The sequence below is a fragment of the Rhodococcus sp. MSC1_016 genome, assembly GCF_023667485.2.
GTDB lineage: Bacteria > Actinomycetota > Actinomycetes > Mycobacteriales > Mycobacteriaceae > Rhodococcus_F > Rhodococcus_F oxybenzonivorans.
Genome location: NZ_JAMOZI020000001.1, coordinates 5298133 through 5322972, shown reverse-complemented (window position 1 = coordinate 5322972; position 24840 = coordinate 5298133). Strand labels below are relative to the sequence as shown.

Genomic DNA, 24840 nt, shown 5'->3' with positions numbered 1-24840 from the left:
CACAACCAGTTCGACTCGAATCACACCAGTCGGTCGAATAAGCAGGGTTCGCGACAGCGGAAGATGACGCCAACTCCTCCCTTGCCGACTATGCCGAGGTCGTCGAAGCCCTCTGCGGCCAGCTCGTTTGCAATCGGGGCACGATCCGAGCTTTCGGGAGTCGTGATGACATCATCGGGCACTGGGCACCCCACTGGCCGGTAGGCGGAGTTCGGCAGTGCAGGACGAAGGCCGGAGCACGTCCGTCAGCCAGTATGGCGACGTCAGACGCTATATCGGATAGTCTGGCGGTGAACAGACTCGTGCGGCGATCGGGAGGTTCGACAGCGAACCGGCTCGGACAGGAGGAGTTCATGAGCGTACAAACGTCGGCTCGTGACGTCGCTCCGGGCGAGGCTGAACCCGCTCCACTCAGTCGATATTCCCTTGTTCGCACTTCGCAGGTGAGCCGAGCGGAGGAAGAGGGAGCGCAGTTGCTCTCGGAGAACCATCTCCGTATCCGGCCACGAGATACGCTGGACGCCCGCATACACGGTGTTTCGATCGGTCCGGTCAGTTTGTACTACATGAAGTACGGCGCGGAGCTCGAGGTCATCGCTCCTCCACTCGGTGACTACGTCGCATTGACTCTTCCGTTGGAAGGGACCATGCAGCTGCGGCAGGCGGGGCACGAGTTCAGTGTTACTGCTGGACACTCGGCGGGAGTGATTTCTCCGGATCAGGACCTTCGGATGAAATGGAGCCCCGGCTTCGCGATGCTGTGCGCGCGTTTGGAGCTGTCTGCGCTCACCACGTTCGCCCGCCAGCTTGCGCCGGATGCTGGGGAGCGACAGCTGGGCTTTACGCCCGCAGTGACTCGCCCTACCGCATTGGCCGCAGTAAGCGGGGCCGTGAGCCTGATGCAGGACATGTTCGAACGTGTCGATGCCTCCGAGCGAGTTGCTCCGATGATAGCCGCACAGTTGCGGGAACAATTGATGGCGACCTTGCTGATGGTGCAGCCGAACAGTTACTCAGGGGCGCTCTTGGCCCAGCCCCGGTCAGTCTCCCGTTGCGCGGTGCAGGAAGCGGTTGATCTGATCGAGACCTCACCAGAGGCTCCGCTTACGGTGGCGAGCCTGGCACGCGCGGTCAAGATGAGCCCGCGAGCTCTGCAGATGGGCTTCCGGCGTCAGCTGGGCACGTCGCCGGCCGCGTATCTGGCCAATGTTCGGTTGGCCCGGGCGCGGCGCGATCTGATGTCGGCCGTCCCGTTGGACGGGACGACTGTCGCGGGTGTCGCCATGCGTTGGGGTTTTACGCATCCAGGCAGGTTCGCCGCATACTACCGGCGCCGTTACGGCGAAGCCCCGTCGACGACACTGGCGCGCACGGGCTGACTGGCGCCGCGAACACTCACCGTGACATGCGACGGTGATGCACTGCTTCAGGTTTGCACCTCGCGGCCTGTAGTCAGGCCGCGAGGGGGTCAAAGATCCAGAACGACCCGAGGGCAGGCCGCACGGGAAACACAGACCACCATCAGTTCGTTCTGCTCGCGCTCGGCGGCTGTGAGGACGAAGTCTCGATGATCGATCTGTCCGTCGAGGACCCTGGTCTCGCAGGTGCCGCACGTACCTTCCTCGCATGAGGCGTCGAGTTCAATTCCGTTGCAGCGGAGCACTTCCAGCACCGACTCTCCCGGACTCACCGTCAAGTTCTCACCCGTCGATGCGATCTGCACCTCGAATGACCCGTGAAGGACCGGTTCGCCTGCGTCACCTGGCGCGAACCGTTCGACGTGAAGGAGGCCGGTGGGCAGGGCCGTGCAGCGCTGCTCAACCGCATCGATCAGTGATCCGGGGCCACAGCAGTACACGAGGGTCCCGTCCGGTAATCCGCCCGGTGCGCTGAGCAAGGCATCTAGGTTGAGCCGGCCGAATGTGTCCTTTGGGCGTACGGCCACCCGGTCGTCGTGCTCGGCGACCAACTGCTCCACGAACGCCATCGACGTCGAACTGCGCCCGACATATATCAACTGCCAGTCCGCTCCAGCTGAGGATGCGGCAGTCATCATGGGAATCAATGGTGTGATGCCGATACCGCCGGCAATGAAGACGTAGCGCTGCGCCGGCACAAGTGGGAAATGATTGCGCGGGCCACGAACCCGAACGGTGCCGCCCACCCGTAACTCGTCGTGAATGAACTTCGAACCGCCCCTACCGTCGGATTCGCGAAGCACCGCCACCCGCCAGGATTGCCGGTCCTGCGGTTCACCACACAGCGAGTACTGCCGCACAAGCCCGTTGGGCAGGACCAGGTCGATGTGAGCTCCCGCTTCCCAAACCGGGAGGACCTCACCCTCGGGGTTCTGCAGATCGAGCAGGACGACCCCGTCCGCCACGACTTGCCGATCGGCGACGACCACTTCAAGATTCCGTTCGGGAGGCGCTGCTGTGGGCGACCTATTCTGCAAATCTGAGTACATAGTTCAGCTCGTCTCCTCGTGAACGAGCATCGTCACACCGCCGGTCGCGAAGTTCGTCAGGTCCGCCGATGCCGCCTGCCCCTGGGGCGATTGAAGGGCCGCCTCCAAGTCCGGCCGGGAATCGAAAGCAAGTTCGGCAATCATGCAAAAGTCGGGTGTAACCCCGCCAAGGGGCTCGCACTTTCCGTAGCTGAATCGGACCACCTCCGGAACGGTCTTCGCCAATGGTGCGTGCTTCGACGTGTAGTACTCGTCGAAGGCTGAGGAGTCCAGTGGCTGTCCGTAACACACTGTCAGTTTGTGCATTTCGTCATTTCCTATCAGCTACGGTCGGTCTGAGGGGACCGGGTTGGCGGCCGGGTCCCATTCGACCAACAGGTTCTGCGGTCCTCGAAAGGACGTGTTGGGCAGATATTCGAATTCCTGGTCCGGTACGAGGCGCATATGGGGGAGTCGCCGTGACATCTCCTCCAGAACGATCTTCATTTCCAGACGGGCCAGGGGGGCGCCGAGACAGGTGTGTGTGTGCCGAAACCGAACGCGAAATGTTGCTTCGCATTGGTGCGATGGATATCGAACCGCTCCGGTTCGTCGAAGATCTCGTCGTCGAAACTGCCCGACGCGGTCACCACCAGAACCTTCGCGCCTTCCGGGATTTCGACTCCCGCGATCGAAGTTGACTTGACACACAGACGTCGCCAGGCCACCACTGAAGCGCTGTACCGCAGGCATTCCTCCACGGCATTGGGAATGAGGGAGGGTTCCTCGCAAATCTCGTCCCACATGCTTCGGTTCCGCATCAGCGTGAGCAGTGCGTTCGCTCCTGCATTGCTCGTCGTTTCGTGTGCCGCGCTCGTCCCGCTCATCATCATGCTGACCAGGAACCGATCATCGATCGTGTCGGGGTCCTGTTGGCTCGCCCGAATCGCAAGGGGAACCCAGCCATCTACATCAGGGTTCTCTTTCAGCTTTGCAACGAGCTTCTTGGCGTGGTTGAAGTACTGCCCCATTCCGTCGCAGCTGGCGATCTGTTCTTCTTCGGTAGGGCGGCCGAATCCGAACATGATCTGCCCGACCGCAAACTTTCTCGCTTGCTCGATCTCGGTGTCCGGCACGCCCATGAACTTCAATGCGACCGTCGCCGGGAACTCCCACATCAGTTCGGCGACGAGGTCCGCATGGCCCTTCTTCACGAATTTGTCGATGTAGCTGGTGACGAGATCGCGAATGTACTGCTCCCATTCCCGCACTTTTGCGGGGCTGAGCGGTTCAGCCAAAGCCCGACGCCGACGCATATGGATGGGCTCGTCCTCGTTGACCAGGAACGGACCCAGGTCGAACTGGTGCTCGACCAGCCTCTGGATTGCCGGTTCACGCAGCGGCGTAATGGGCTCCAGCGTCAGCGCCGCGGAGAACGAGGTCGTGTCCCGGAAGATCGCCTTGATGTCGACATAGCGCGTAACAACGTAATAGTCCAGGAGGGGGCTGTAGAAGACAGGTTGCTCGTGTCGAGCCTCGCGTAGTGAACCGGCGGGATCCTCCTGGTAGCTACCGCCGAACGGATTGAATTCGTGGGAGACCGGGCACTGTGCAGGGATATTGAGTGCGTGATCGGATCCTGTGGTCACCAAAACTCCTAGCGTCGGTCACATAGCCTGTGACGGTGGTGGTCAGTAGTTGCGCGATAGGCGGCGAGTGTGTCGGAGGTCGTATAACCGGCGATGGTGTGACGGCCGTCTCTCGATGTCAAAAGCTTATCTTCGGGCACCGGTGCCGGGTCAATCCACTTCGCGCACGCCTGGTGCACAATTTGCGAAGCGATGTGTTGTCACTGAGGCGTTGTATCTAGGTTCGAAAAAGGGGTACTCATGCCCGCGACGAGGCGAATTCCTTTGAAAGCGCGGTGTGTCCGGTCGTGCGGCGGCTGTGTCCCTGCGAGTGACCGGCGGTGCTCGCGGACGGGACATGCGCGCGGCAAGGGAGCGCGGATTGCCCAGAGCTTGGTCGAGTCCCGGGGGGTGTACGACATCGACGCGTGAGTCTTCGTCGGGTGGTTATGCGGTCAGCGCCGCTTGGATCACCTCCTGCGTAGGTTCGGTGGCGGTGCCGTCGGGGTGGATACCGCGGGAGCGAGCCAGCATGTCGAGCCCGAGATAGCGGCGGCCTTCGATCCTCTCGTCATGCTGCTCGACGAGTATCTCGCCGACGAGCCGGATCAGGTCCGGGCTGGCGTCGGTGAGCCGGTCGGCGAGAAACTGGTGCAGGTCGATTTCGTGGGCAGTGGTCATCGCATGGTCCAACACCGCGTTCTACGCAACATCGATGGCCCGTCGCCCACCCAGTCATAACCCGCAGGTGATGAGCGTGCTGTTCGGTGGACGCTATGACCTCGACCGTCAAGCCCCGACACGGAAGCCGTTACCAGCCGTCACCTCGATCGAAACCGAAAACGGTCACGAAGAATTTGTAGTACACCGAATTTCCGCGGCGGTCGGGCGAAGAACGATGGCCGCACAACGCGGCGTCTGTCGAGCACGTGCAGGAGCTGTTGACGGCTGTGCCATTCATTGCTGCAGCGGCTGCGACGCGGGCCGGGCGCCGGCGCAGTGGCTGAAGCTGCTGTGGTGGCTGTCCTCGTTCCCTGGGAGCACCTGGCGGGACCGCTGCAGACCACCGGTGAACTGGTGCGGCCGTTGCAGATCGTCCCAGTCGGAGACCGACACGGAGCGAACCCTCATCGGCACATCCTGCAACGCCAATTCGATGGGAACGCCGAACTAATCGGCCGCGCCACCAGAGAATTCGAGCAACGCCACCGACATCCGATACACGACGACAACGTCTGGCTCACTCGCCGCCGCGCCGCCCTGACCGCGCGGAGTAGGCCGAGTTAAAAAAATCGACGAGGTCGACCGGGCGATCCGGCAGCTCGTCAGAGCACTGCCCGCCGCACTCGAACAAGCCCGCGGTGAGAATGGCAAGAGGCACTTCGCGGTCGGGCTGGCAGGAGCCGCGGTGCACGCACGCGACCGACCTGCAGTGAACACCGCTCAAAGGTGGGCGCTTTTCGCCCAGCAAGTCGGAGCACTTTCGTCGAGCGGCATCAGGGATTCCTACGCGGCGGAGCAGAGTCGGTGAAACGCTGGGGCGAGAACTTTCAGTTTTGACGCCCCTGACCCTGGCCGGCAGTTCCGTACTCACGCCGGACCGGCGTTTTCATCTCTATCGGAGTTGGGCATCATCAAGGGCGCGGCGGGACAGGACATGGAGAGGGGGCCGGCCTGTGGTCAGGCCAGCCCCTCCTTGTCCTCGCGGGGCTTGGCCCGACTGCACCGATTCTCTGATGCGGTCGCTGCGAGTTTCGATGTGCGGCATGGGACGGTGTGTGAGCGTAGTTGATCGTCCGACCACTTTTGTCGGCCTGTTCCACTGGGTCTTTCGCGTCGTGGATGGGCAGGTGTCGCGGGCGTTAGACGATGATCGGCTGAGCGCGACCGAAGGTCGTGTCGAACAAGTTGTGCCAGGCTGTTTCCCACGAGGGTCCGCCGGATGGTGCCGGTGGTCGCTTTCGTCAGCTTCGGATCACCGGTGAGGGTGCCGGCGGCGCGGGTGAGGTTGAACGCCATCACCGCGCAGACCAGCCAGGCGGCGTTCGCGGTGAACCGGCCCGAGGGCAAATGCGTGAGGGCGGAGTTCTTCAGGTCCGCGTGCACCTGCTCGATGATGGCGTGGTGGCGGTGAAGTTTGTCGGCGGCGATGGTGTCGAGGTCGTCGGGGTCGGTGGTGGTGAAGAAGGCGTGGAACCGCCAGATATCGAACAACGTGCCTTGGTCTCTGTCCTTCCTCGGTCGCAGGTCGGGGACACGGCGCACGACCAGCCGCCCGGGGATCTGGTGGGCTTTGGAGGCGAGCGCGGTGAACGGGATCTCGGCGACCTCCGCCCGCGAGATCCAGGTCGGTGGCCTCGTCGTGGAGGGCGTCGGTGTACTCGCTGGGTATCCAGGCGTCGTCGTCGATCGATTCGATCGCTCGCCTGATGGTGGCGGTCAGGCGCACGGTGATCGAGACGTCGGCGCCGGCGCGGATCGCGGCCCTGAGGGTGGGATGACCGTAGAACGCAGAATCCCACGTACCAGCACTTCTGTGTGGACTCGGCCGCTGATTCCGTGCTGTGCGTGGAGGCTGTCCGACGATCACCGGCGCGCAGGTGTCGGTGATGACCGTGGTGAGCAGTGCGTTCAGTCCGCGGACCCCGGAGTAGCCGTATCCGAAGCCTTGTTTGCCATGCCCGTGGACCTCGATGATCGAATCGTCGCTATCGACCAGCACCCGCCCGGTACCGATGCCGGCGACCCGCGGTGATCGCTGCGCGAGCGCGGACAGGAACCTCGAGGCCACCGCGTCGAGCTGCCGGACGTGCCCGAAGGTGAACTGGCGAAGAAATGATCCCAGCGTCGACGGTGCATAGGGCCGGTCGAAGACGGTCCCCATCGCTCCGTGCCGCAGCATCGCCAGGTCGGCGATGCTGTCGGCGCCGCCGACCACATAACCGACTAGCGAGGCGATCTTGCGGTCGGCGTTGGCGCCTTTGTCGGTCGGCACGCTCAAGTGCCGGTCGGCGAGGTTGAGCAGGCCGCTGGCCTTGGCCAATGCCATCACCGGGGCCAGTCCCGCGGTCGACATCAGATTCGGGTCGTCGAACCTCGCCGCAGCGACGGGCCGGGTGTGAGATTGTTGCATCTGCGAGATGCCCTCCAGTGTGGTGTGAACTGATCACTAGACAAAATCGATGCTTTCAGTACGGCAGGGCATTTCGTCGTTACGACCCGCTCGCCACCCCACCCGAATCGGTGTATCCGGGCTTAGATGAAGGATGTGATCTGAGGTTGTCCGAGCATGTGGCGCCCGTAAACCTCGTATTGGACGGTCGCCATCTGCAGTGGGTGGCTGTTGCTGGCCTGGACGTCGCGGAAAAGGCGTTGTACCGGGTTCGTTCGTGCGATGCCGGAGCCGCCACCGAGGCTGAAGATGAGGTTCGCCGCGTCGCGGCACAGGTCGAGTGCTCGTCCGATGTCCATGCGGGCACGCACGCGTAGCGACTCGGGCATGTAATCAGTGCCTGCCGCCCACTTGTCGATGTCGTCTCCGAGGCGGTCCTGGTGGAACTGTGCCTCGTCGATCAGCATCGCAGCTTCGGCCAATCGGGTTTGGGTCACCACCGATTCTGCTGCTTTTTCGTAGATTGTGTACGCGATCCGGCGGTTGGGAACCTGCTTCAGGTACTCCTCGAGCATGCGCTTCGTCCCGCCCAGCGCCGGACATACCAGCACGGCTGAGAGGACGGGAAGAAACGCCGCACGGTACAGAGGCACCTCGCTGGCGTACTCGGACGGGTACTCGCCGGCGGAGGCGGCCACCGGGTCGATGATCCGGTACTCCGGCACGAAGACGTCCTTCACTTCAACGCTATGGCTGCCCGTTCCGGCGAGCCCCATGGTGTCCCAGTCTTTGTGGATCTTGATGGACGTCATGGGTACGAGCGCAAAGACGGGGCCGGGATTGTCGCCGGCGTCCGGGCGGGGCGCGCCCAGCAGCATCCAGGTGGCATCGAGTACTCCGGAAGCGAACCCCCACTTGCCGCTGATGCGGTAGCCACCCGGAACAGGGGTCAACGTGCCCAGGGGGGCGAGGGTGCCCGATACGACCGTCGGCGTCGGATCCCCGAAGAGTTCTTCCTGGGCGGCCAAGGGGTACAACGAACCCAACCAGATGGCGGCGTTGTGAATACCGGCAACCCAGGCGGCCGACGGGCATCCTTCGGCGATCGTCGTCAGGATTTCGAGAGTTTCGCGCAGGGTCAATTCGGCACCGCCGAACCGCTCGGGCGCCAGCATTCGGTAGAAACCACCGTCATTGAGACGGCGAGACAGCTCATCACCGATCCACCGGTCGGCTTCCGTCTGCTCGTTGTGAGCGCGCAAGTCGGTCTTGAGAGCCTGCGCGAGTTCGAGTAGCTCACTGGCGCGGGGACTGCGCGTAGGGGCAATCACTTGGGTCATCGTTCTCTCCTGTCGAAGTGGCTGAGCGATAAAACTGACCGTATGTCAGAAATGACGTGTCGTCAATCACTTCGTTTGCCATTACGTGCCGCATGTCACGTGGACCGACGCGCGCCTCGCTTCCGCCGCGCATCGTGTCGAGTGGCACGGTGTAATCTGTGAAGCTCCCGCAGGCCGTTGAGGCCGACGACTCCGAGGCCCGATGACACCGTGAATGACAGAGACGACGCGAGAGACGAATTGCCGCAGGGTCGACAGGGGCGACGGCGGGCCCGCACCCGCGACGCTCTCCTGGCGAGCGCCGCGGAGCTTTTTGCCGCGCAGGGAGTCGAGGCGACGGCAGTCGCGCAGATTGCCGAAGGTGCCGATGTCGGCTACGGATCGTTCTACAACCATTTCCGTGGACTCGAGGACATTGCCGAGGTCTTGCTCGTCCGGAGCGTGCAGGACATTCTGCGCGTCACCGCCGCCATCATGGCCGAGGTCAACGATCCCCGGTTGTTGCCCTGCGTCGGGGCTCGGGTAATCCTTCGATCGTTTCTCAGCGACGCGGTCGTTCGTTGGATGCTCGAACGCCCTTACCTGTTGGTGGAAACGTTTCGAACGCAAGCCGAGCCCTTTATGGAGCGCTTCGAAACACCAGGCATCGAATCCGGCGCACTGAAGCCGGCCGTAAGCCACAAGACCTGGATACGGACGCTGCCGTGGCTACTTCTTTCCGAGTTGCACTGCGCGGTCGTCGATTCCGAGGGTGATTCAGTGGCGCACGAGGAGTCTTTCGCGACAATATGCCTGCGGCTGTTGGGTGTTGACGACGCGGATGTGGAAGGGCTGCTGGCCGAATCTCTCACTCTCGTTGATGCCCAACTGAATCTGCTCATCAACGACCCCATCACCGGGTAGTGCTGACGTCGGCAAACAAAGCCTTCCACCCCTCCCTTCCCAGTGCCGCAGTCGGAACAGGTGGCTGAGACACGTCGGCCTCAGCGGGCATTCGAGGCCGCACACCGCCAAGGCAACTCTTTCGATGTCGACGCCGCCATCGCTTATGCCCTCGACGAGAAACCCTCGGCCACGCCTCCGACCACAGGCCAGTCGACGGAGCTGACCAAGCGGGAGCGGCAGGTGGCCGACCTCGTGGCCGAGGGGCTGACCAACAAGGCGATCGCCGCCCGCCTGGTCATCTCCCAGCGCACCGCCCAGGGGCACGTCGAATGCACCTCGATGATCACGCGGTAACGCCATCTGCGCTCAGTGCAGGTGGCTGCCGCCGTTGATGTCGACGGTGGTGCCGGTGAGGTAGGCGGCGTCCTCGGAGGACAGGAAGGTGATCACCGCGGCGACCTCGGTGGTGGTGGCGACCCGGCCGAGGGGGATGTCGCGGCAGAGTGCCGCTTCCGTTTCGGCGGTGCTGCCGACGCGGATGCTGGTGTCGACCGCACCGGGGGTGACGGCGTTGACGGTGACTCCGCTGTCGCCGAGTTCGCGTGCGAGGGACTTGGTGAAACCGAGGATCGCGGCTTTCGCGGAGGAGTAGGGCACCTTGCCGAAAACTCCACCACCGCGCTGGGCGGAGACCGACGACATGTTCACCACTCGTCCCCAGCCGTTGTCGATCATGGCCGGCAAGAATGCGCGGGTGACGAGGTAGGTGCCGGTGGCGTTGACCGCCATCACCTTGTTCCACAGTTCCAGCGTCGTCTCGAGGAACGGTACCGGTGAGGTGATGCCCGCGATGTTGGCGAGCGCACCCACAGCGGGGAGGTTCCCGGCTGCAACTTCGGTGGCGACCGCGTCGTGCGCCCGCTGGACCGAGTTCTCGTCGGCGACGTCGATGTCGTGACCGAAGGTCGGGACACCGAACTCGTTGCCGATCTCGGCGGCGACCTTCGCGGACTTCTCGCCGTCGAGGTCGAGAACGACGATCGCCCAGCCCTCTTCGGCGTAGCGGCGGGCGGTGGCGAGACCGATGCCACGCTCGGAAGTGGCGCCGGTGACGACGGCGGTGCGCTGGATGGACGACATGATCGCTCCTCGTTGTTGGAAAGCTGACCGTTCCCGGGTGATGCGATGGAAAGCGGGAACCGGTCGACGATGCGGTAAGTGACTGCCACCACAGTAATGCGATCGACTGTTAACAGTCAACCGTCACCGGATGACGGTTGACAGATCGACGTGGCTCGGATCACACTGTTGAGACGCCACTGTTGACAGTCAACAAGTCGGCGGCAATCGTAGAAACCGGCAGCCCGAAGAGGAGTCACCCATGAGTACCGAAACACTCAGGATGCGAGGTCCTGTCCACGGCACGAAGGACGCCAAGCGCGTCGCAATCGGCTCCTCGGTGGGGGCGGTCATCGAGACCTACGACTTCATCGGGTTCGGCACGGCGGCGGCGCTGTACTTCGGTACGGCCTTCTTTCCGGGTGCCGATCCGGTCACGGGCACACTCGCGGCCTTCGCGACGCTGGGTGTCGGTTTCGCTGCGCGCCCGCTCGGCGGCGTACTCGGCGGCCATCTCGGAGACAAGCTGGGCCGTAAACCGGTTCTAGTGGCCTCGCTGATCGCGATGGGACTGGCGACCTTCGCGATCGGACTGTTGCCGACCTATTCGCAGGTGGGGCTGATTGCCCCGGTGCTGCTGGTTCTGGTTCGTATCGTCCAGGGTCTCGCCTTCGGCGCCGAGTGGGGCGGTGCGATCTTGATGAGCTACGAACACGCCCCATGGAAGTCGAAAGGGAAATACACCGGCATCGTGCAGGCCGGCTTCCCCGTCGGGCTGCTACTCGCGAATCTGGTGTTCCTGTTCAGCGTGCACCTCGGCGGCGACTGGGCGTGGCGCGTGCCCTTCCTCGCGAGCATTGTCCTGGTGATGGTCGGGCTGGTCATTCGGTCGAAGGTTCCCGAGTCGCCAGTCTTCGAGGACGTGAAGAACGAGGGCGAGATCGTCAAGTCGCCGGTGCTCGACTCCATCAAGTACGACTGGCGCAACATCCTGCGCGGCATCGCACTCCGTGTTGCCGAGACCGCGGGCTACGCGGTGTCGATCACCTACATGATTTCCTACCTGCACAATGAGGGTCTCGCCGGAAAATCCGAAACGCTTGTCGCCCTGTGCATCGCGTCCGCGATCGGCATCTTCGCCACCATGGCCTGGGCCCGACTCACCGACCGCATCGGACGCCGACCCCTCTACATCGCATCCTGCGCGTTCGCGGCACTCTTCGGTGCCCCGATGTTCCTGCTGGTCAACACGGGCCTGTTCATTCTCATCATCGCCACCATCGTGATCTCCTACGCCGTCTGCCAGAACTCGCTGGCGGGTGCGCAGGGTGCCTGGTTCCCCGAACTGTTCGACGCCGCCCGCCGATCGTCGGGAGCCTCACTCGCATACCAGATCTCCGCGATGGTCTCCGGCTTCACGCCTTTCGTCACCACGTTGCTGTTCGTCTCCTTCGGCTGGTGGGGGCCGGCGCTGCTGTTCAGCACATACGCCCTGATCGGACTCTGGGCAGCGCTGATCACCAAGGAAACGTGGGGACCCACCGAACGACGCCTCGCTGACGAGGCGGTGGCGAGCGCCGACTCCAAAAGCACCTGCGCACCCACCGCAACCACGAATACCGGCACGACGAACACGATTCGCAAGGAAAAGGAACTCCTGTGACCACCACAACCGCCACCGCCGCGGCCGACGCCACCACCCGTGAAGCATCGCGGATTGCCACCATCGAGCAGTTCGCCTACCGGATGCGGCACAACATCATCGACATGGGTGAGGAGCAGGGCCAGGGGTATGTCGGGCAGGGGCTTGGGGCCGCCGACATCTTCGCCACCGTCTACGCCGACCAACTCCGCTACCGCGCCGACGACCCGCACTGGGAAGGCCGGGATCGCTTCCTCCTCTCCACCGGCCACTACGCCATCGGCCACTACGCCGCCCTCGCCGAAGCGGGCATCATCCCGCGCAGCGAACTGGAAACCTACGGGTCCGACGACTCGCGCCTACCGATGTCGGCGATGTCCACCTACACCCCCGGCATGGAAATTTCAGGTGGCTCCCTCGGACACGGGCTGACCATCGCGGTCGGCATGGCGCTCGGGTTGCGGCACCAGCACTCCACCGCCCGCATCTTCAATTTCCTCTCCGACGGAGAACTCGACGAGGGCTCCACGTGGGAAGCGGCGATGGGCGCCCACCACCACCGGCTCGGCAATCTCACCGCGATGGTCGACATCAACGCCCTGCAGGCGGACGGGGCAACCTCGACCGTGCTGAGTACCGAACCGATACACGAGAAGTGGGCGGCGTGCGGCTGGCACGTCGAGCGCGTCGACGGCAACGACGTCACCGCCCTTGTGCGTGCGTTCGACAACGCCGCCGCCGAATCCGACGGCAAGCCGTCGATCATCCTCTGCGACACCAAGGTCGGTAAAGGCGTGCCCCTGCTCGAGACCCGGGAGAAGGCGCACTTCATGCGCATCGAGGAACACGAGTGGCAGATCTGCCGCGACCAACTGACCGCCGGCTTCAACGACAAGGACGCCTGAGATGACCACCGCCAGTAAGCCGAAGCTCAAGACGTCGGCGATGATCGCCTCGTTCGTCGACGACGGCCAGAAGACCACCACGGCGCCGTTCGGACACGCCCTCGTGAAAGCCGCACGGGAGAACGACAAGATCGTCGGCCTGTCCGCCGACCTCGCCAAGTACACCGACATGCACATATTCGCGCAGGAGTTCCCCGACCGGTTCTTCCAGATGGGGATGGCCGAGCAACTGTTGTTAGGCGCCGCCGCCGGGATGGCCGAGACCGGGCTGGTTCCGTTCGCATCCACGTACTCGGTATTCGCCGCGCGCCGCGCCTACGACTTCCTGTGCCTCGACATCGCCGAACCGAATCTCAACGTCAACATCATCGGCGGCCTCCCCGGCCTGACCACCGGCTACGGTCCCAGCCACCAGGCGACCGAGGACATGGCCATCTTCCGGGGCATCCCCAACCTCACCATCGTCGACCCGTGCGACTCGGTAGACATCGAACAGGCCGTCCCGCAACTCGCCGCCTCCGACGGCCCCACCTACCTGCGGCTGCTGCGCGGGAAGGTCGCGACGGTGCTCGACGAGTACGACTACACCTTCGAGCTCGGCAAGGCGAAGGTGCTCCGCGGCGGCAACGACGTCGTCTTCGTCACCAGCGGGCTGATGACGATGCGCGCACTGCAGGCCGCTGACCGACTCGCCGAGCACAACGTCGACGTGGCGGTCGTGCACACGCCCACGATCAAACCGTTCGACGCCGAGACCGTCCTCGCCGAGGTCAACACCGACCGGCTGGTGGTCACCCTGGAGAACCACACCGTGATCGGCGGTCTCTTCGAAACCGTGGCCGCCGCCGTCGTCACTGCCGGACTCGGCAAACGCATCGTGCCGATCGCCCTGCCCGACCAGTTCCTCGACGCGGGCGCCCTGCCCACCCTGCATGAGCGGTATGGCCTCAGCACGGACCGTATCGTCGCCAAGGTTCTGGGCGAACTGGCATGACCAGCACCAAGAATTGCTTACGCCCTCGGTCGGTGTGCACTGGATAGAGCGAAGGGTGGTCGTCGAAGTCGAGTTCCGCGAGGGCGGCGGTCTGAGGAATCTCTGTAGAGCGGACACCGGTCAGATACCACATCAGCTGGGCGTACGGACTGTTATCACAGTGCGCGATACCGAGGCGAAAGTTGATCTCCTGCTGTAATCGTGGGAGGGCGTCGGTGTCGCCTGGCAATTGTCGAGATTCGCAGTGATATCGACAAGGTTGTTGTGCCCGACGTTTGACCGCAACTTCCCCATCGAGGACCTGCCGCTGCTCGACGAGCACGCTGCCCGTCTCGGGATCTCGCGAACTGAATTCCTGCGCCGTCAGCTGCAGCAGGAGGCGCGTCGCACCGCCACCTCGGTGTCGACCGCCGACCTGATGCGGTTCTCGCAGGACTTCCCCGACCTGAACGACGATGAGGTCATGCGCGGCGCCTGGTCATGAGTGGCTCCACGTGGCTCATCGACCAGTCTGCGTTGGTGCGCCTGGGCACCAGCCCGGACGCCGAACAGTGGGCCAATCGAATCCAGCGCGGACTCGTCCACATCTGCACCGTGACGCTGCTCGAGGTCGGCTACTCGGCCCGTACCGCCCACGATCTGTCGCGGGGACGACGCACCCCACCGCTATCGGCCATGCCCCTGGAGTATTCGACTCCCGCGATCGAAGACCGCGCCCTTGATGTGCAACGGCAACTGGCTGAACGTGGCCAACATCGCGCACCATCGATCTCGGATCTGCTCATCGCGGCGACCGCGGAAATTAACAACCGAGTCGTTCTGCATCTGGACAAAGACTTCGATCTGATCGCGGCGATAACCGGCCAACCACTCGAACGACTGGTGACATAGCGGTCTGGCCAAGCGTCCCGCGCGGTCTCCACCACAAGTGGACGCGGAGGTACAGCTACGCGAGCGAAGATTGGGTCAGGTCGCGTCGCTGTGGTCGGTGCCGCTCACGGCCGGAGCCGTAGCGGCAACGGCGGGATCCATGCCAGTGGTCGCACACACGAACGAGCATCGCACCCAGCACTTCGCTGCAAACCCCTTCTTTCGGAACAACACGCCAGGGGGTTACCGCTGATTGATCCAACCGATCCGATCTGAGGAGAAGTCGAGCGAGGGATCGTTGAGCACGATGTACTGCCCCGGAGGTGAGCCAGGCGGATTGTCGAAGCAAACATCTCCTGTGACGGTGCCGCCAGTCGCGACTTCGCCGTGACTGAGCTGACCGTCACGTCCCGTATAGCTGGTACTACGTATTGCACCTGTGGGGTCTTGCAATTTCCAGTCCCAATCATGGAAGTTCGCGGGCTTATCCCCGGCGTTCTTGATCGTCACGGCCGTGCACAGCTGCGGTTCTCCCGCGAAATCGGTCGTGTCGAAAAGCGGGTTAGTGGTGATCGTGACGTCGTCGAGCGTGACCGCGTCTCCCGCTTTCGCGGCGGTATCTCCCCCCTGCTTCCCCGCGAATGTCAAGCCACTGTCGGCCGGCTGACCGCCGTTCCCTGGTGTCACCGTCGCGTCGTCGCTGTCAGTAATACTCGCCATGACGGCGAAACATCCGCCGAATGCCAACACGAATAAGCCGACCAAGATCCATGGCCAAAGGCGGCGCTTCTTCGGTGGTTGTTGGTATGGCCCTTGCGGATAGGCGCCCGGTGGGTAACCACCATATGGTGGGTAGCCACCCTGTTGTGGATAGCCCTGGGGATAGCCGCCACTCGGCGTAGCGCCATGCTGCGGCGCTTCGCCGTCATTGGGATCCTGAGGTGACTGAGGCGGTTTGTCCGACATGACAGTCCTCCTGTAATTTTGGGCTCCCAGTGAGTTTCGCTCGGCCCGGCGGGGTCTGCCGCGAGCTACTTAATAGCGTAAGCCGCCCGGGTAATTTGATCGAATGTCCAGATTAACTGGGCGATTGTTCAAATCAACTGAAGGTTTTCCGCTTCGACGAGGCGTTCCCTCAGGTCCGTCAATATCTGACGTAAGCGAGCGACGATCAACTCTCAGGGGACGGGACAACAGAGTCGACAAAGTGACTTTCAATTGGCTCCGCCGGTATTGACTTTAGTGTTGCATTCGTCGCTTTCTCGTAGCGGCTGAGCGCGACGCTCGCCGGTGGCGTCGGCTGACCGCGCGGGCCAATCCAGGCCACACGAGAACATCTCGACTCAACCCGGACCGGACAAGGAGCAGTCGAGCCGGTGCTATAACCAGCACGGATCTTCCGTCCAGAATCGGATCGGATCGGGTCGGGTCGGTTTCTTCCCTCGGGCTACCCTGCGATTAAGTTTGGTGTCACACCTGGCGGCGGGTATCCCGTCCATGCAAAGGGAGCGGAAAGGCATCAGCACAAGAAGGCAAGGCGACTTAACTCACCCGAATGTTTATTGCGGTTATATGCCTATCGCCCGTCTAAAGAGATATCTGTTACAAGCCGCCGTTGACGAGACACCCCAACCCGAACTTGGTATTCACGGCGATCCGCGCGGCTACAAAGTCGGCTCGAAACGCTCACCCAAATCATGCGATTGCCGTGCAGCTCGTTGCCTCGATAGCAGAGCGGCTTGACGATCGGAAGCGTTCACTCCTCGGCAACAAGCCCGAAAAGGCTCCTGCCGAAGCAATGGCAGTACCTGTGCCGGGCGCAGCTCGTACGGCCCTCGCCGCAGGCCCGGCGGCGGGGGCCGTACGATGGCTGTCAACAGGTTGCTGTCAACAGACCTTTGTCGACAGTTGATCGCTGATCCCACGGAGGCAACCATGGCCGGACAACCCGCCGCACTGCTCGGGCTGGAGAAGACCAGTCTCCGTCAGCAAGCCGTCGCCGCCCTGCGGGTCGCGATCACCAGCGGGGAACTCGCGCCGAGCAGCCCCCTCGTGGAGACCGAACTGTCCGAGAAGCTGCAGATCAGCCGCGGCACGCTCCGCGAGGCGATGCGGCAGCTCCAGCAAGAAGGATTGATCACGGCAGGCGCGCGCGGCCGCCTTTATGTCCGGCATCTCGATTCCAAGGAGATCCGCGACATCTTCGCCGTCCGCGCAGCACTCGAGGCGCTGGCGGTCCGGGAACTCGCCGGCCTGGCCGACCGCACCACCGTCATCGCGGAATTGCGCGCTGCCCTCGAAGTCATGGACACCGCCGTCCTCGAAGCCCGCATCGAGGCCGATCTGAACTTCCACCGCACCATGTGCGCTCTCACCGGCAACGACACACTGGTGCACTCGTGGATCTCCCTCGAAGGGTCCATCCGGATGTCGATCATGTTCGCCGGCCTCGATCGCGCTGTCGGCAACATGGACGTCGGCCGCCACAGCGCCATCGTCGACGCCATCGAAACCGGAGACGCCGATGAGGCCGCCCGTGCGATCCAGACCCACATGGATTGGGCGGCAGCGAACCTCGTCGCCTGAACACCCAAGACGAACAATCCGGCGAGCCGGATCTCAGCGGCTTACGCGGACATCAGCTTTCGGATCCGCGGATGGTTCTCGAGGGCCCACCGCACGGTCTTCGGCGGACGCCCGAGAAGGGTCTGCAACTGATCGGTGCTGCCACGGTATCCCCCTCCCGCGATCAGCCGGGTCAAGGTCTTCAAGTGCTCCGCAATGTGCGGATACTCGGCCAGGGCGCTGTCCACGTAGGTCTCGTTCCAGCTTTCGACCTCTTCGGGAACGTAGATCACCTCACGTCCCAGCACGGCCGCGTAGTCCTTCGCGAATTCGTGCATGTCCTTCCGCTCCGGACCGGTGAGCTCGTAGGACTTCGAGATGTGCGGTGCAGGGTCGACCAGAATCTTCGCGCACAGTTCCGCCACGTCGAACGCCACGATGGGTGCAAATCTCTGGTCGCCAAAGGGCAGGCGCAGTTCACCGTTGCTCAACGGGCCGAGCGCCAGCCAGGTCATGAGTGGGTTTTCAACGAAAATGGCCGCCCGCACGTTGACGGTCGGGATGCCTGACCAGTCCAGAACCTGCTCTGCGATCCAGTGGGCACGTTGCTGCGGCGACCAGTCCGCAACGAGACCCCCGAGCCACGAGCGCCGTTCTTCCTCTGGTGCAGTGAGCTTCTCGAAGGTCATGAAGGACTGCTCGTACTCGGAGATGTTGACGAAGACCTCGATGTCACCTCGATCTCGCGCCGCCGCGGCCATCAGGGTGACGGCGTCGGTGTAGTAGGGCGACAAGCTCATGCTGAAGTAGATGCGACTGCAACCCTTCAATGCTGTGGTCACGTCGGCGATGTTGAGTAGATCTCCGACAAAGACCTCCGCCCCGGCTTGGCGCAGGGAGTGTGCGCGTTCGTCGTCCTGTCGCACGAATGCGCGCACAGGGTGGCCTTGGGCAAGCAGCATGTCGACCATCGTGCGACTCACGCCACCGATTTCGCCGGCGGCACCGGTGATCAGGATGGGATTGCGCTCAGGCATCAATTGTGTCCTTTGTCGTGTTGGGGCGGGGAACCGTAAGGGCCCGGTCGGAAATATTGACCACGGAGGCATGCTTCATTCGCGAACGCGCGCCGTTGGTGAAGGCGACATTGCCGAGCCTGCGGCAGCTCCACTGTTCCGTCTCCGCCATCGTAAACCGATCGGTTTCCTGCCGCAACCCCGCGGCGGGCAGGGCGCTAACGTGCGGAAACGATGGAAACCGTTCGGTGTGCCGTGTGTCGGCATGGACATGGAACGAACACGCGGCGAGGGGTCCTCGCGCAGTGGGAGGGTGGCGGGCTCGCGATGCTCGGGCTGCTTCTCAGCACCATTTCGCTTGCGCCGCTCGACCTCTGGCTGCCGTCAGCGAGCGGCGTCCCGCAGGCACTCCTGATGGTCGCGGTCAGCGCGCGCGTCGGCGTGCTCCGCTTTTTCGCGCTGCGCGGATGGGTGTTCTTGGAGCGTGCGCCCACTGACCGTCTTCGTCTCCACCACGCACGCTGGCCCGGCCATCCCTGCGGACAGCCGACCTCTGCGATGCCCACCTCCCGGTGACCGAGACATCGCCACCGAGGCGCCTGGGCGCTGGTTAGCGTCCAGAACGACGTTCGCTGCAGCCATGCGAACGAACGTAGCGACAGCATGAGGAGAACGCTGATGGACTCGAGGGAATCGCCCGCGCAGCGGGAACTCCGGAGGGAGTTGCGCGCCTACTTCGCGGCACTGCTGCCCGAGGAGAAGCGGCGTATCGCGGGTGAGGAGGGCGTCGGCGGGGAGCATTTCCGCGAGATCGTGCGACTGCTCGGCAAGGACGGTTGGCTGGGTATCGGTTGGCCCGTCGAATTCGGCGGGCAGGGCCGGTCGGTCGAGGAGCAGTTCGTGTTCTTCGACGAGGTGCAACGGGCCGGATTGCCGTTTCCCTTCGTCACCGTCAACACCGTCGGCCCCACTTTGATGAAGTACGGCACCGAGGAGCAGAAGGCACGGTTTCTCCCCGGCATCCTGGCCGGTGAGATCGTCTTCGCCATCGGATACACCGAGCCCGGCGCCGGCACGGACCTCGCGTCGTTGCAGACGCGGGCGGTCCGCGACGGCGACTCCTGGGTGGTGGACGGCAACAAGATCTTCACCAGCGGGGCCAATACGGCCGACTACGTGTGGCTCGCCTGCCGCACCGATACGACAGCGCCCAAACACCGGGGTATTTCGATTCTGATCGTGCCGACGGACGATCCCGGATTCAGTTGGTCACCGATTTCCACGGTGGGCGGTCTGACGGTCACCTCCACCTACTACAGCGGCATCCGCGTCAGCGATCAGGACGTGGTCGGAGCCGTCGACGGCGGGTGGCAGCTGATCACCGCCCAACTCAATCATGAGCGCATCGGCCTCGCGGCCCTCGGTGGCCGCACACTCGGGTTGTGGCATCAGGTACTCGACTGGGCCAGGGCGAACGGCGCCCTCGAGATGCCCTGGGTGCAAATCGAATTCGCGCGCACCCACGCCAAGCTCGAGGCGATGCGCCTGCTGAACTGGAAGATGACGGCCGCCGTCGCGAACGACACGTTGTCGGGCGCCGACGCGGGCGCCACCAAGACCTACGGCACCGAAACGCACGTCGACGTGTACCGGGCGCTACTCGGAATTCTCGGTGCCGCCGGCCGGTTGCGCCCCGGTTCGCCGGGGGCCGTCCTGGCGGGGCAGATCGAGCAGATTTCCCGGCAGAGCGTCGTCAACACGTTCGGTGGTGGAGTCAACGAAGTGCTGCGGGACATGGTGGGCACTCGAGGCCTCGGCCTGGTGCGCGAGAAGAGGGCGAAGTGAGTGAGCTCCTCGCCCGGTTACGCGCCTTCGAAGGCCGGACGATCGTCCCGGCCACGTGGGGCCCCGACCCGGTGAACACTCCGATGATCCGGCACTGGGTCGAGGCGATGGGTGACACCAACCCCGTCTACCTCGACGACGACGCCGCACGCGGCACCGGACGTGAGGGCGCCGTCGCCCCGGCGCCGATGTTGCAGGTGTGGACGATGCGCACGTACGCCGACAAGATGTCCGGTACCGATCCGTCCGACGTCTGGACCGAGCTGATCGAGACCTTCGACAGTGCGGGGTTCACCTCGGTGGTGGCGACAGATTCCGATCAGGAGTTCTTCGTCGAGCTGCGTCCCGGGGAGCGGGTGAGCGCGACGGAGGTGGTCGAAGCCGTCTCCGAGGAAAAGCAGACGGGTCTCGGAGCGGGGTATTTCGTCACCACCCTCAAGACGTACCGAAATGGTGACGGTGTCGTCGTCGGCACCCAGCGGTGGCGGACTCTCCGCTTCCGGCCCACCCCGAAACCGGCCCCGCGTGCTCTTCGTCCGCGCCCGGCCCTCAACGCTGACAACGCGTTCTGGTTCGAGGCTGCGCGCGAGCACCGCCTCGTGATCCAGCGCTGCGCCCGGTGCGGTGTGTTGCGGCATCCGACCGGACCCATGTGTGGGCAGTGCCGCTCCACGGAGTGGAACACCGTCGACGCGTGCGGTCGCGGCACCGTCTACACATTCGTCGTCAATCACCACCCGAAGATCGATGCCTTCGACTACCCCCTGATCGTGGCGGTGATCGAACTCGAAGAGGGCACACGCCTGATCGCGAACATGACGGACGTCGAACCCGAACACGTCTTTATCGGAATGCCGGTGGAGCTCGACTGGATCGACGCCGATCCCGAACTCACGCTCCCCGCCTTCCGGCCCCAACGATCGAGGGAGCACTGATGGATTTCACCTTCAGCGAGGAACAGCAGGCGGTCCGCGGACTTGCCTCCGATGTGTTTGCCGCGAAGGCAACCTCCGAGCGGATCAAGCAGGTCGAATCCTACGCGGAGCGCATCGACGGAGACCTCTGGCGTGAACTGGCCGGCACCGGTCTCCTCGGAATCGCCCTTCCGGAGAATCTCGGTGGCGGCGGTATGGGACTGCCCGAGTTCTACGTCCTCCTCGAGGAGCAGGGCAGGCACGTGGCCCCGGTTCCGTTGTGGCCGCACGTGCTCGGCGCGCTCGCGATCTGCGAGTACGGGACACCGGACCAACGGGACGCCCTTGTGTCCTCCGCGGCCGACGGCAGCCTGTTCCTCACCATCGGAATCGAAGAATTCGGGCCCTACGGAGATGGGGTCCCGTCGACGACGGCCACCGAAGTCGACGGCGGATGGCGGCTGACCGGAGCGAAAGCCGCCGTGCCGGTGATGCACGCTGCCGAAAGGGTCGTCGTGTCGGCCACGACCCCGTCCGGTGCGGCGCTGTTCCTGGTCGACCCGCGGTCGGAGGGAGTGACCGCCGAACGGGGTGCATCGACTACCCACGAGATCTGCGCGAACGTCACGTTCGACGCGACACCCGCGGAGCTTCTCGGTCCCGCGGACGGCACCACGCCCGCCTGGCTTCAGGAACGAATCGAATTAGCCCTTGCCGCACTGCAACTGGGTGTAGGAGAGGGGGCGGTGCGTCAATCCGTGACCTACCTGAACGAACGCAACCAGTTCGGTCGCCCACTCGCCACCTTCCAGGCCGTCACTCATCAACTCGCGGACTGCTACATCGATCTCGAGGCGATGCGGGTGACATTGTGGCAAGCCGTCTGGCTCCTCGCGAACGGTCAAGACCCGGGAACTGCGGTGCTGGTGGCCAAGTGGTGGGCTACCGACGCCGGTCAGCGGGTGGTGCACCGAACCCAGCACGTGCACGGCGGCATCGGCGTGGACACGGACTACCCGGTGCACCGCCACCTGCTGTGGGGTAAACAACTCGCGGCCACCCTCGGCGGCTCCGCCTCCGACCTTGCACGGCTCGGGGCGTTGCTCGCATCCGGGGTCGAGGTGGTCGCATGAGCACCGCGACCGGTGCCCTCCGCCCGTTCACCGAGGTCGAGGTCGGGTCGAGCCTGCCCGAACTGGCAATCCCGCTGACCCGCACCCTCATCGTGGCCACGGCACTGGCCACCAGGGACTTCCAGGATGTCCACCACGACCCCGCACTGGCCGTCGAACGTGGCTCGAAGGACGTGTTCATGAACATCCTCACCACCAACGGCCTGGTGGGGCGGTTCGTGACCGACTGGGCGGGACCACAGGCGTCGTTGCGACGCATCGCGATTCGCCTGGGTGCCCCGAACTATCCCGGTGACGTACTGACGTTGACCGGCGAGGTGATCTCGAACGAGGCCGGGGTGGTCACCGTGAAGGTGCGCGGCGCCAACAGCCTCGGTGATCACGTGACCGGAACCGTCACCGTCGCCCGGGCCACGGGAGGAGTTCAGTGATCAGCCCATTGTCCGGGGCGGCCGCCATCGTCGGCATCGGCGCCACCGAGTTCTCCAAGAACTCCGGACGCAGCGAACTCCAGCTCGCGTGCGAGGCGATCGTGGCGGCACTCGCCGACGCCGGCATCGACCCCGCAGAGGTGGACGGACTGTCCACCTACACCGCGGAAACCAACGGCGAGGTGCTCGTCGCCCGCAACACGGGCATCGGAGAGTTGAAGTTTTTCTCCCGCATCGGGTACGGCGGCGGTGCCGCCTGCGCGACCGTGCAGCAGGCGGCGATGGCCGTCGCCACCGGAATCGCCGATGTCGTGGTCTGCTATCGCGCTTTCAACGAACGATCCGGGGTGCGGTACGGACTCGGCCAGCACGACCGGCCCATGGACAGCACCGCCGACCGGGCCGCATATGCCTGGCTGACACCACAGGGACTGTCGACGCCGGCGCAGTGGGTGGCCATGTTCGCGCGCCGCTACATGCACCAGTACGGCGCCACCAGTGAGGATTTCGGGCGAGTCGCGGTGATCGCACGCAAGCATGCCGCCGACAATCCTGCGGCCTGGTTCTACGGACGGCCCATCACGCTCGAGGACCATCAGAGCTCGCGGTGGATCGCCGAACCCCTGCACCTACTGGACTGCTGCCAGGAAACCGATGGCGGTCAGGCGCTCGTCATCGTGTCGGCGGAACGCGCGCGCGACCTGGCGCACAAACCCGCTTTCGTCGCGGGCGCCGCTCAGGGCTCCGGCAAGGACCAGCACATGATGGCGAGCTACTACCGGCCCGACATCACCGGAATTCCCGAGATGGGACTGGTGGCCCGGCAGTTGTACGGGCAGAGTGGTCTGACGCCAGAGGATATTTCGGCCGCGATCCTGTACGACCACTTCACCCCGCTGGTGTTGCCACAGCTCGAAGAGCTCGGTTTCTGTAAGCCGGGCGAGGCCAAGGACTTCATCCGCGAGGGCAACCTCGAGGTGGGAGGGCGTCTGCCGGCCAACACCCACGGTGGGCAGATCGGCGAGGCGTACCTGCACGGGGTGAACGGGATCGCGGAGGCAGTCCGGCTGATCCGCGGAACCTCGACCACTCAACCGGACGACATTCGCAATGTACTGGTGACCGCCGGCACGGCAGTACCAACCAGCGGCCTGATCCTGAGCAGTGAGGACTGAACATGACGAGCACACAAAACAGGTCTGCGGCGGCGTGGCGAGGCGAGGACCTCGGCACTCGTACCGTGGCCTACGACGAGCGGGACGCGATTCTGTATGCGCTGGCGGTGGGCGCCCGCGCCACCGAACTGGACCTCGTCTTCGAGGACCGGCTGCGGGTGCTGCCCACCTTCGCGTTGACTCTCGCGCAGTGGGCACCGGACGAGCTGGGATCACGTGGTGCCTTCGACACGAAGACCGCGCTGCACGGCTCGCAGAACCTGACGGTGCGCGCGCCGCTCCCACGCCGCGGTGACATCGCGCTGTCTGCATCGGTGGGTGAGGTGTGGGACAAGGGGTCGGCGGCGGTGTTCGAGGTGCGCGTCGAGTCCGACTTCTTCGTCGCCACCTGGTCGCTGTTCGCGCCGGGGGCGGGTGGATTCGGCGGGGAGCGTGGGCCGTCGAAACCGGCTCGGCCAGAGGGCGCGCCGACCGTGGAGGCGGTGGTGAACACTGCGGACAATCAGGCGGCGCTGTACCGGCTGACCGGGGACCGGCACCACATTCACCTCGACCCGGCGGCGGCCGCCCGGATCGGCCAGCCCCGGCCGATCATGCATGGGTTGTGCACACTGGCGGCGAGCACTCTCGAATTGGCGCGGCAACTGGGCGTACACCCCGCGGACCTGGTGGAAGTGGAGGGCCGGTTCGCCGCCCCGGTGTTTCCGGGCGACTCACCGGTTCTGCGGGCGTGGGGTGACGCGGCTGCCGCGTCGTTCGAGCTCGTCCATGGCGGGCACCCGGTGATCGCCGGGGCCCGCGCGGCGTTCGGCTAGCAGCG

General features: G+C 64.3%; 23 protein-coding genes and 3 pseudogenes. 15 read left to right on the top strand and 11 right to left on the bottom strand.

Going from position 1 to position 24840, the window contains the following annotated elements:
- Positions 1–353 precede the first annotated feature (353 nt).
- Positions 354–1379: an AraC family transcriptional regulator gene (locus L1080_RS24890; protein ID WP_250766256.1), complete on the top strand. Its 1026-nt coding sequence runs from the start codon at positions 354–356 to the stop codon at positions 1377–1379.
- Positions 1380–1468: 89 nt separating this feature from the next.
- Here L1080_RS24890 and L1080_RS24885 read toward each other — a convergent pair whose 3' ends face one another.
- The 7 genes and pseudogenes from L1080_RS24885 to L1080_RS24855 all read right to left on the bottom strand — a co-directional run bounded on the left by L1080_RS24885 (position 1469) and on the right by L1080_RS24855 (position 8526).
- Positions 1469–2467 (bottom strand): PDR/VanB family oxidoreductase, encoded by a 999-nt coding sequence (locus tag L1080_RS24885; protein ID WP_250766243.1) that lies wholly within the window; start codon positions 2465–2467, stop codon positions 1469–1471.
- Between the two features lie 3 nt (positions 2468–2470).
- The gene (locus tag L1080_RS24880; RefSeq protein ID WP_250766240.1) at positions 2471–2773 is read right to left on the bottom strand and encodes an EthD family reductase; all 303 of its coding nucleotides are present in this window, start codon (positions 2771–2773) and stop codon (positions 2471–2473) included.
- A gap of 176 nt (positions 2774–2949) precedes the next feature.
- Positions 2950–4095 (bottom strand): cytochrome P450, encoded by a 1146-nt coding sequence (locus L1080_RS24875; protein ID WP_250766232.1) that lies wholly within the window; start codon positions 4093–4095, stop codon positions 2950–2952.
- A gap of 426 nt (positions 4096–4521) precedes the next feature.
- A pseudogene (locus tag L1080_RS24870) lies at positions 4522–4686 on the bottom strand (IS256 family transposase); the annotation flags it as partial.
- 345 nt (positions 4687–5031) lie between these two features.
- The gene (locus tag L1080_RS24865; protein WP_250766231.1) at positions 5032–5205 is read right to left on the bottom strand and encodes a hypothetical protein; all 174 of its coding nucleotides are present in this window, start codon (positions 5203–5205) and stop codon (positions 5032–5034) included.
- A 549-nt stretch (positions 5206–5754) separates the two neighbouring features.
- Positions 5755–7207, bottom strand: a pseudogene (locus tag L1080_RS24860) (transposase family protein).
- 122 nt (positions 7208–7329) lie between these two features.
- Positions 7330–8526: an acyl-CoA dehydrogenase family protein gene (locus L1080_RS24855; protein WP_250766229.1), complete on the bottom strand. Its 1197-nt coding sequence runs from the start codon at positions 8524–8526 to the stop codon at positions 7330–7332.
- 210 nt (positions 8527–8736) lie between these two features.
- Here L1080_RS24855 and L1080_RS24850 point away from each other — a divergent pair, with 210 nt between their 5' ends.
- Complete coding sequence (locus L1080_RS24850; protein WP_250766227.1) at positions 8737–9429, top strand: TetR/AcrR family transcriptional regulator; 693 nt, start codon at positions 8737–8739, stop codon at positions 9427–9429.
- 87 nt (positions 9430–9516) lie between these two features.
- Positions 9517–9741 (top strand): annotated as a pseudogene (locus L1080_RS24845) (helix-turn-helix transcriptional regulator); the annotation flags it as partial.
- Positions 9742–9777: 36 nt separating this feature from the next.
- Here the strand turns inward: L1080_RS24845 and L1080_RS24840 are convergent.
- Positions 9778–10551, bottom strand: a complete 774-nt coding sequence (locus L1080_RS24840; protein WP_250766225.1) for an SDR family NAD(P)-dependent oxidoreductase — start codon at positions 10549–10551, stop codon at positions 9778–9780.
- 241 nt (positions 10552–10792) lie between these two features.
- On the opposite strand from L1080_RS24840, the gene L1080_RS24835 reads away from it, so the two are divergent.
- The 5 genes from L1080_RS24835 (at position 10793) to L1080_RS24815 (ending at position 14962) form a co-directional block, all read left to right on the top strand.
- Positions 10793–12193 (top strand): MFS transporter, encoded by a 1401-nt coding sequence (locus tag L1080_RS24835; RefSeq protein WP_250766220.1) that lies wholly within the window; start codon positions 10793–10795, stop codon positions 12191–12193.
- Positions 12190–13077 (top strand): transketolase, encoded by an 888-nt coding sequence (locus tag L1080_RS24830; RefSeq protein WP_159918629.1) that lies wholly within the window; start codon positions 12190–12192, stop codon positions 13075–13077. Before L1080_RS24835 ends, L1080_RS24830 begins: the two co-directional genes overlap by 4 nt.
- 1 nt (position 13078) lies before the next feature.
- Positions 13079–14071 carry a transketolase family protein gene (locus L1080_RS24825; protein WP_250766217.1) on the top strand — a complete coding sequence of 331 codons (993 nt, stop codon included), beginning with the start codon at positions 13079–13081 and terminating at the stop codon, positions 14069–14071.
- A gap of 262 nt (positions 14072–14333) precedes the next feature.
- Positions 14334–14555 carry a type II toxin-antitoxin system VapB family antitoxin gene (vapB, locus tag L1080_RS24820; protein WP_250766214.1) on the top strand — a complete coding sequence of 74 codons (222 nt, stop codon included), beginning with the start codon at positions 14334–14336 and terminating at the stop codon, positions 14553–14555.
- Positions 14552–14962, top strand: coding sequence for a PIN domain nuclease (locus L1080_RS24815; RefSeq protein ID WP_250766210.1), 411 nt, complete (start codon positions 14552–14554; stop codon positions 14960–14962). The genes vapB and L1080_RS24815 overlap by 4 nt, the downstream gene beginning before the upstream one ends.
- 222 nt (positions 14963–15184) lie before the next feature.
- On the opposite strand, the gene L1080_RS24810 is transcribed toward L1080_RS24815, so the two are convergent.
- Entirely contained in the window at positions 15185–15907 is a 723-nt protein-coding gene (locus L1080_RS24810) for a DUF4352 domain-containing protein (protein WP_250766208.1), read from the bottom strand.
- Positions 15908–16876: 969 nt separating this feature from the next.
- Here L1080_RS24810 and L1080_RS24805 point away from each other — a divergent pair.
- Positions 16877–17527, top strand: a complete 651-nt coding sequence (locus L1080_RS24805) for a GntR family transcriptional regulator (protein ID WP_213575009.1) — start codon at positions 16877–16879, stop codon at positions 17525–17527.
- A 41-nt stretch (positions 17528–17568) separates the two neighbouring features.
- Here L1080_RS24805 and L1080_RS24800 read toward each other — a convergent pair whose 3' ends face one another.
- Positions 17569–18543, bottom strand: a complete 975-nt coding sequence (locus L1080_RS24800; RefSeq protein WP_250766206.1) for an NmrA family NAD(P)-binding protein — start codon at positions 18541–18543, stop codon at positions 17569–17571.
- 363 nt (positions 18544–18906) lie between these two features.
- Complete coding sequence (locus L1080_RS24795; RefSeq protein WP_250766203.1) at positions 18907–19164, bottom strand: hypothetical protein; 258 nt, start codon at positions 19162–19164, stop codon at positions 18907–18909.
- Between the two features lie 36 nt (positions 19165–19200).
- Here L1080_RS24795 and L1080_RS24790 point away from each other — a divergent pair, with 36 nt between their 5' ends.
- Genes L1080_RS24790 through L1080_RS24765 form a run of 6 tightly spaced genes read left to right on the top strand, consistent with a single transcriptional unit; the run spans position 19201 to position 24835 of the window.
- A complete protein-coding gene (locus tag L1080_RS24790; RefSeq protein WP_250766200.1) occupies positions 19201–20367 on the top strand; it encodes an acyl-CoA dehydrogenase family protein in 1167 nt (388 codons plus the stop codon).
- Positions 20364–21302, top strand: coding sequence for an OB-fold domain-containing protein (locus L1080_RS24785; protein ID WP_250766197.1), 939 nt, complete (start codon positions 20364–20366; stop codon positions 21300–21302). Before L1080_RS24790 ends, L1080_RS24785 begins: the two co-directional genes overlap by 4 nt.
- Positions 21302–22414 carry an acyl-CoA dehydrogenase family protein gene (locus L1080_RS24780; RefSeq protein WP_250766191.1) on the top strand — a complete coding sequence of 371 codons (1113 nt, stop codon included), beginning with the start codon at positions 21302–21304 and terminating at the stop codon, positions 22412–22414. Before L1080_RS24785 ends, L1080_RS24780 begins: the two co-directional genes overlap by 1 nt.
- Positions 22411–22845, top strand: a complete 435-nt coding sequence (locus tag L1080_RS24775; RefSeq protein WP_250766189.1) for a MaoC family dehydratase — start codon at positions 22411–22413, stop codon at positions 22843–22845. Before L1080_RS24780 ends, L1080_RS24775 begins: the two co-directional genes overlap by 4 nt.
- Entirely contained in the window at positions 22842–24020 is a 1179-nt protein-coding gene (locus tag L1080_RS24770) for a lipid-transfer protein (RefSeq protein WP_250766186.1), read from the top strand. Before L1080_RS24775 ends, L1080_RS24770 begins: the two co-directional genes overlap by 4 nt.
- Positions 24021–24022: 2 nt before the next feature.
- Entirely contained in the window at positions 24023–24835 is an 813-nt protein-coding gene (locus L1080_RS24765; protein WP_250766183.1) for a MaoC/PaaZ C-terminal domain-containing protein, read from the top strand.
- Positions 24836–24840 lie beyond the last annotated feature (5 nt).

Excerpts from the sequence above, each read along its gene's own strand:
- L1080_RS24890 (WP_250766256.1), top strand. The coding sequence starts at position 354 with ATGAGCGTACAAACGTCGGCTCGTGACGTCGCTCCGGGCGAGGCTGAA.
- L1080_RS24885 (WP_250766243.1), bottom strand. The coding sequence starts at position 2,467 with ATGTACTCAGATTTGCAGAATAGGTCGCCCACAGCAGCGCCTCCCGAA.
- L1080_RS24880 (WP_250766240.1), bottom strand. The coding sequence starts at position 2,773 with ATGCACAAACTGACAGTGTGTTACGGACAGCCACTGGACTCCTCAGCC.
- L1080_RS24865 (WP_250766231.1), bottom strand. The coding sequence starts at position 5,205 with ATGAGGGTTCGCTCCGTGTCGGTCTCCGACTGGGACGATCTGCAACGG.
- L1080_RS24855 (WP_250766229.1), bottom strand. The coding sequence starts at position 8,526 with ATGACCCAAGTGATTGCCCCTACGCGCAGTCCCCGCGCCAGTGAGCTA.
- L1080_RS24840 (WP_250766225.1), bottom strand. The coding sequence starts at position 10,551 with ATGTCGTCCATCCAGCGCACCGCCGTCGTCACCGGCGCCACTTCCGAG.
- L1080_RS24835 (WP_250766220.1), top strand. The coding sequence starts at position 10,793 with ATGAGTACCGAAACACTCAGGATGCGAGGTCCTGTCCACGGCACGAAG.
- L1080_RS24825 (WP_250766217.1), top strand. The coding sequence starts at position 13,079 with ATGACCACCGCCAGTAAGCCGAAGCTCAAGACGTCGGCGATGATCGCC.
- L1080_RS24815 (WP_250766210.1), top strand. The coding sequence starts at position 14,552 with ATGAGTGGCTCCACGTGGCTCATCGACCAGTCTGCGTTGGTGCGCCTG.
- L1080_RS24810 (WP_250766208.1), bottom strand. The coding sequence starts at position 15,907 with ATGTCGGACAAACCGCCTCAGTCACCTCAGGATCCCAATGACGGCGAA.
- L1080_RS24805 (WP_213575009.1), top strand. The coding sequence starts at position 16,877 with ATGGCCGGACAACCCGCCGCACTGCTCGGGCTGGAGAAGACCAGTCTC.
- L1080_RS24800 (WP_250766206.1), bottom strand. The coding sequence starts at position 18,543 with ATGCCTGAGCGCAATCCCATCCTGATCACCGGTGCCGCCGGCGAAATC.
- L1080_RS24795 (WP_250766203.1), bottom strand. The coding sequence starts at position 19,164 with ATGGCTGCAGCGAACGTCGTTCTGGACGCTAACCAGCGCCCAGGCGCC.
- L1080_RS24790 (WP_250766200.1), top strand. The coding sequence starts at position 19,201 with ATGGACTCGAGGGAATCGCCCGCGCAGCGGGAACTCCGGAGGGAGTTG.
- L1080_RS24780 (WP_250766191.1), top strand. The coding sequence starts at position 21,302 with ATGGATTTCACCTTCAGCGAGGAACAGCAGGCGGTCCGCGGACTTGCC.
- L1080_RS24775 (WP_250766189.1), top strand. The coding sequence starts at position 22,411 with ATGAGCACCGCGACCGGTGCCCTCCGCCCGTTCACCGAGGTCGAGGTC.
- L1080_RS24765 (WP_250766183.1), top strand. The coding sequence starts at position 24,023 with ATGACGAGCACACAAAACAGGTCTGCGGCGGCGTGGCGAGGCGAGGAC.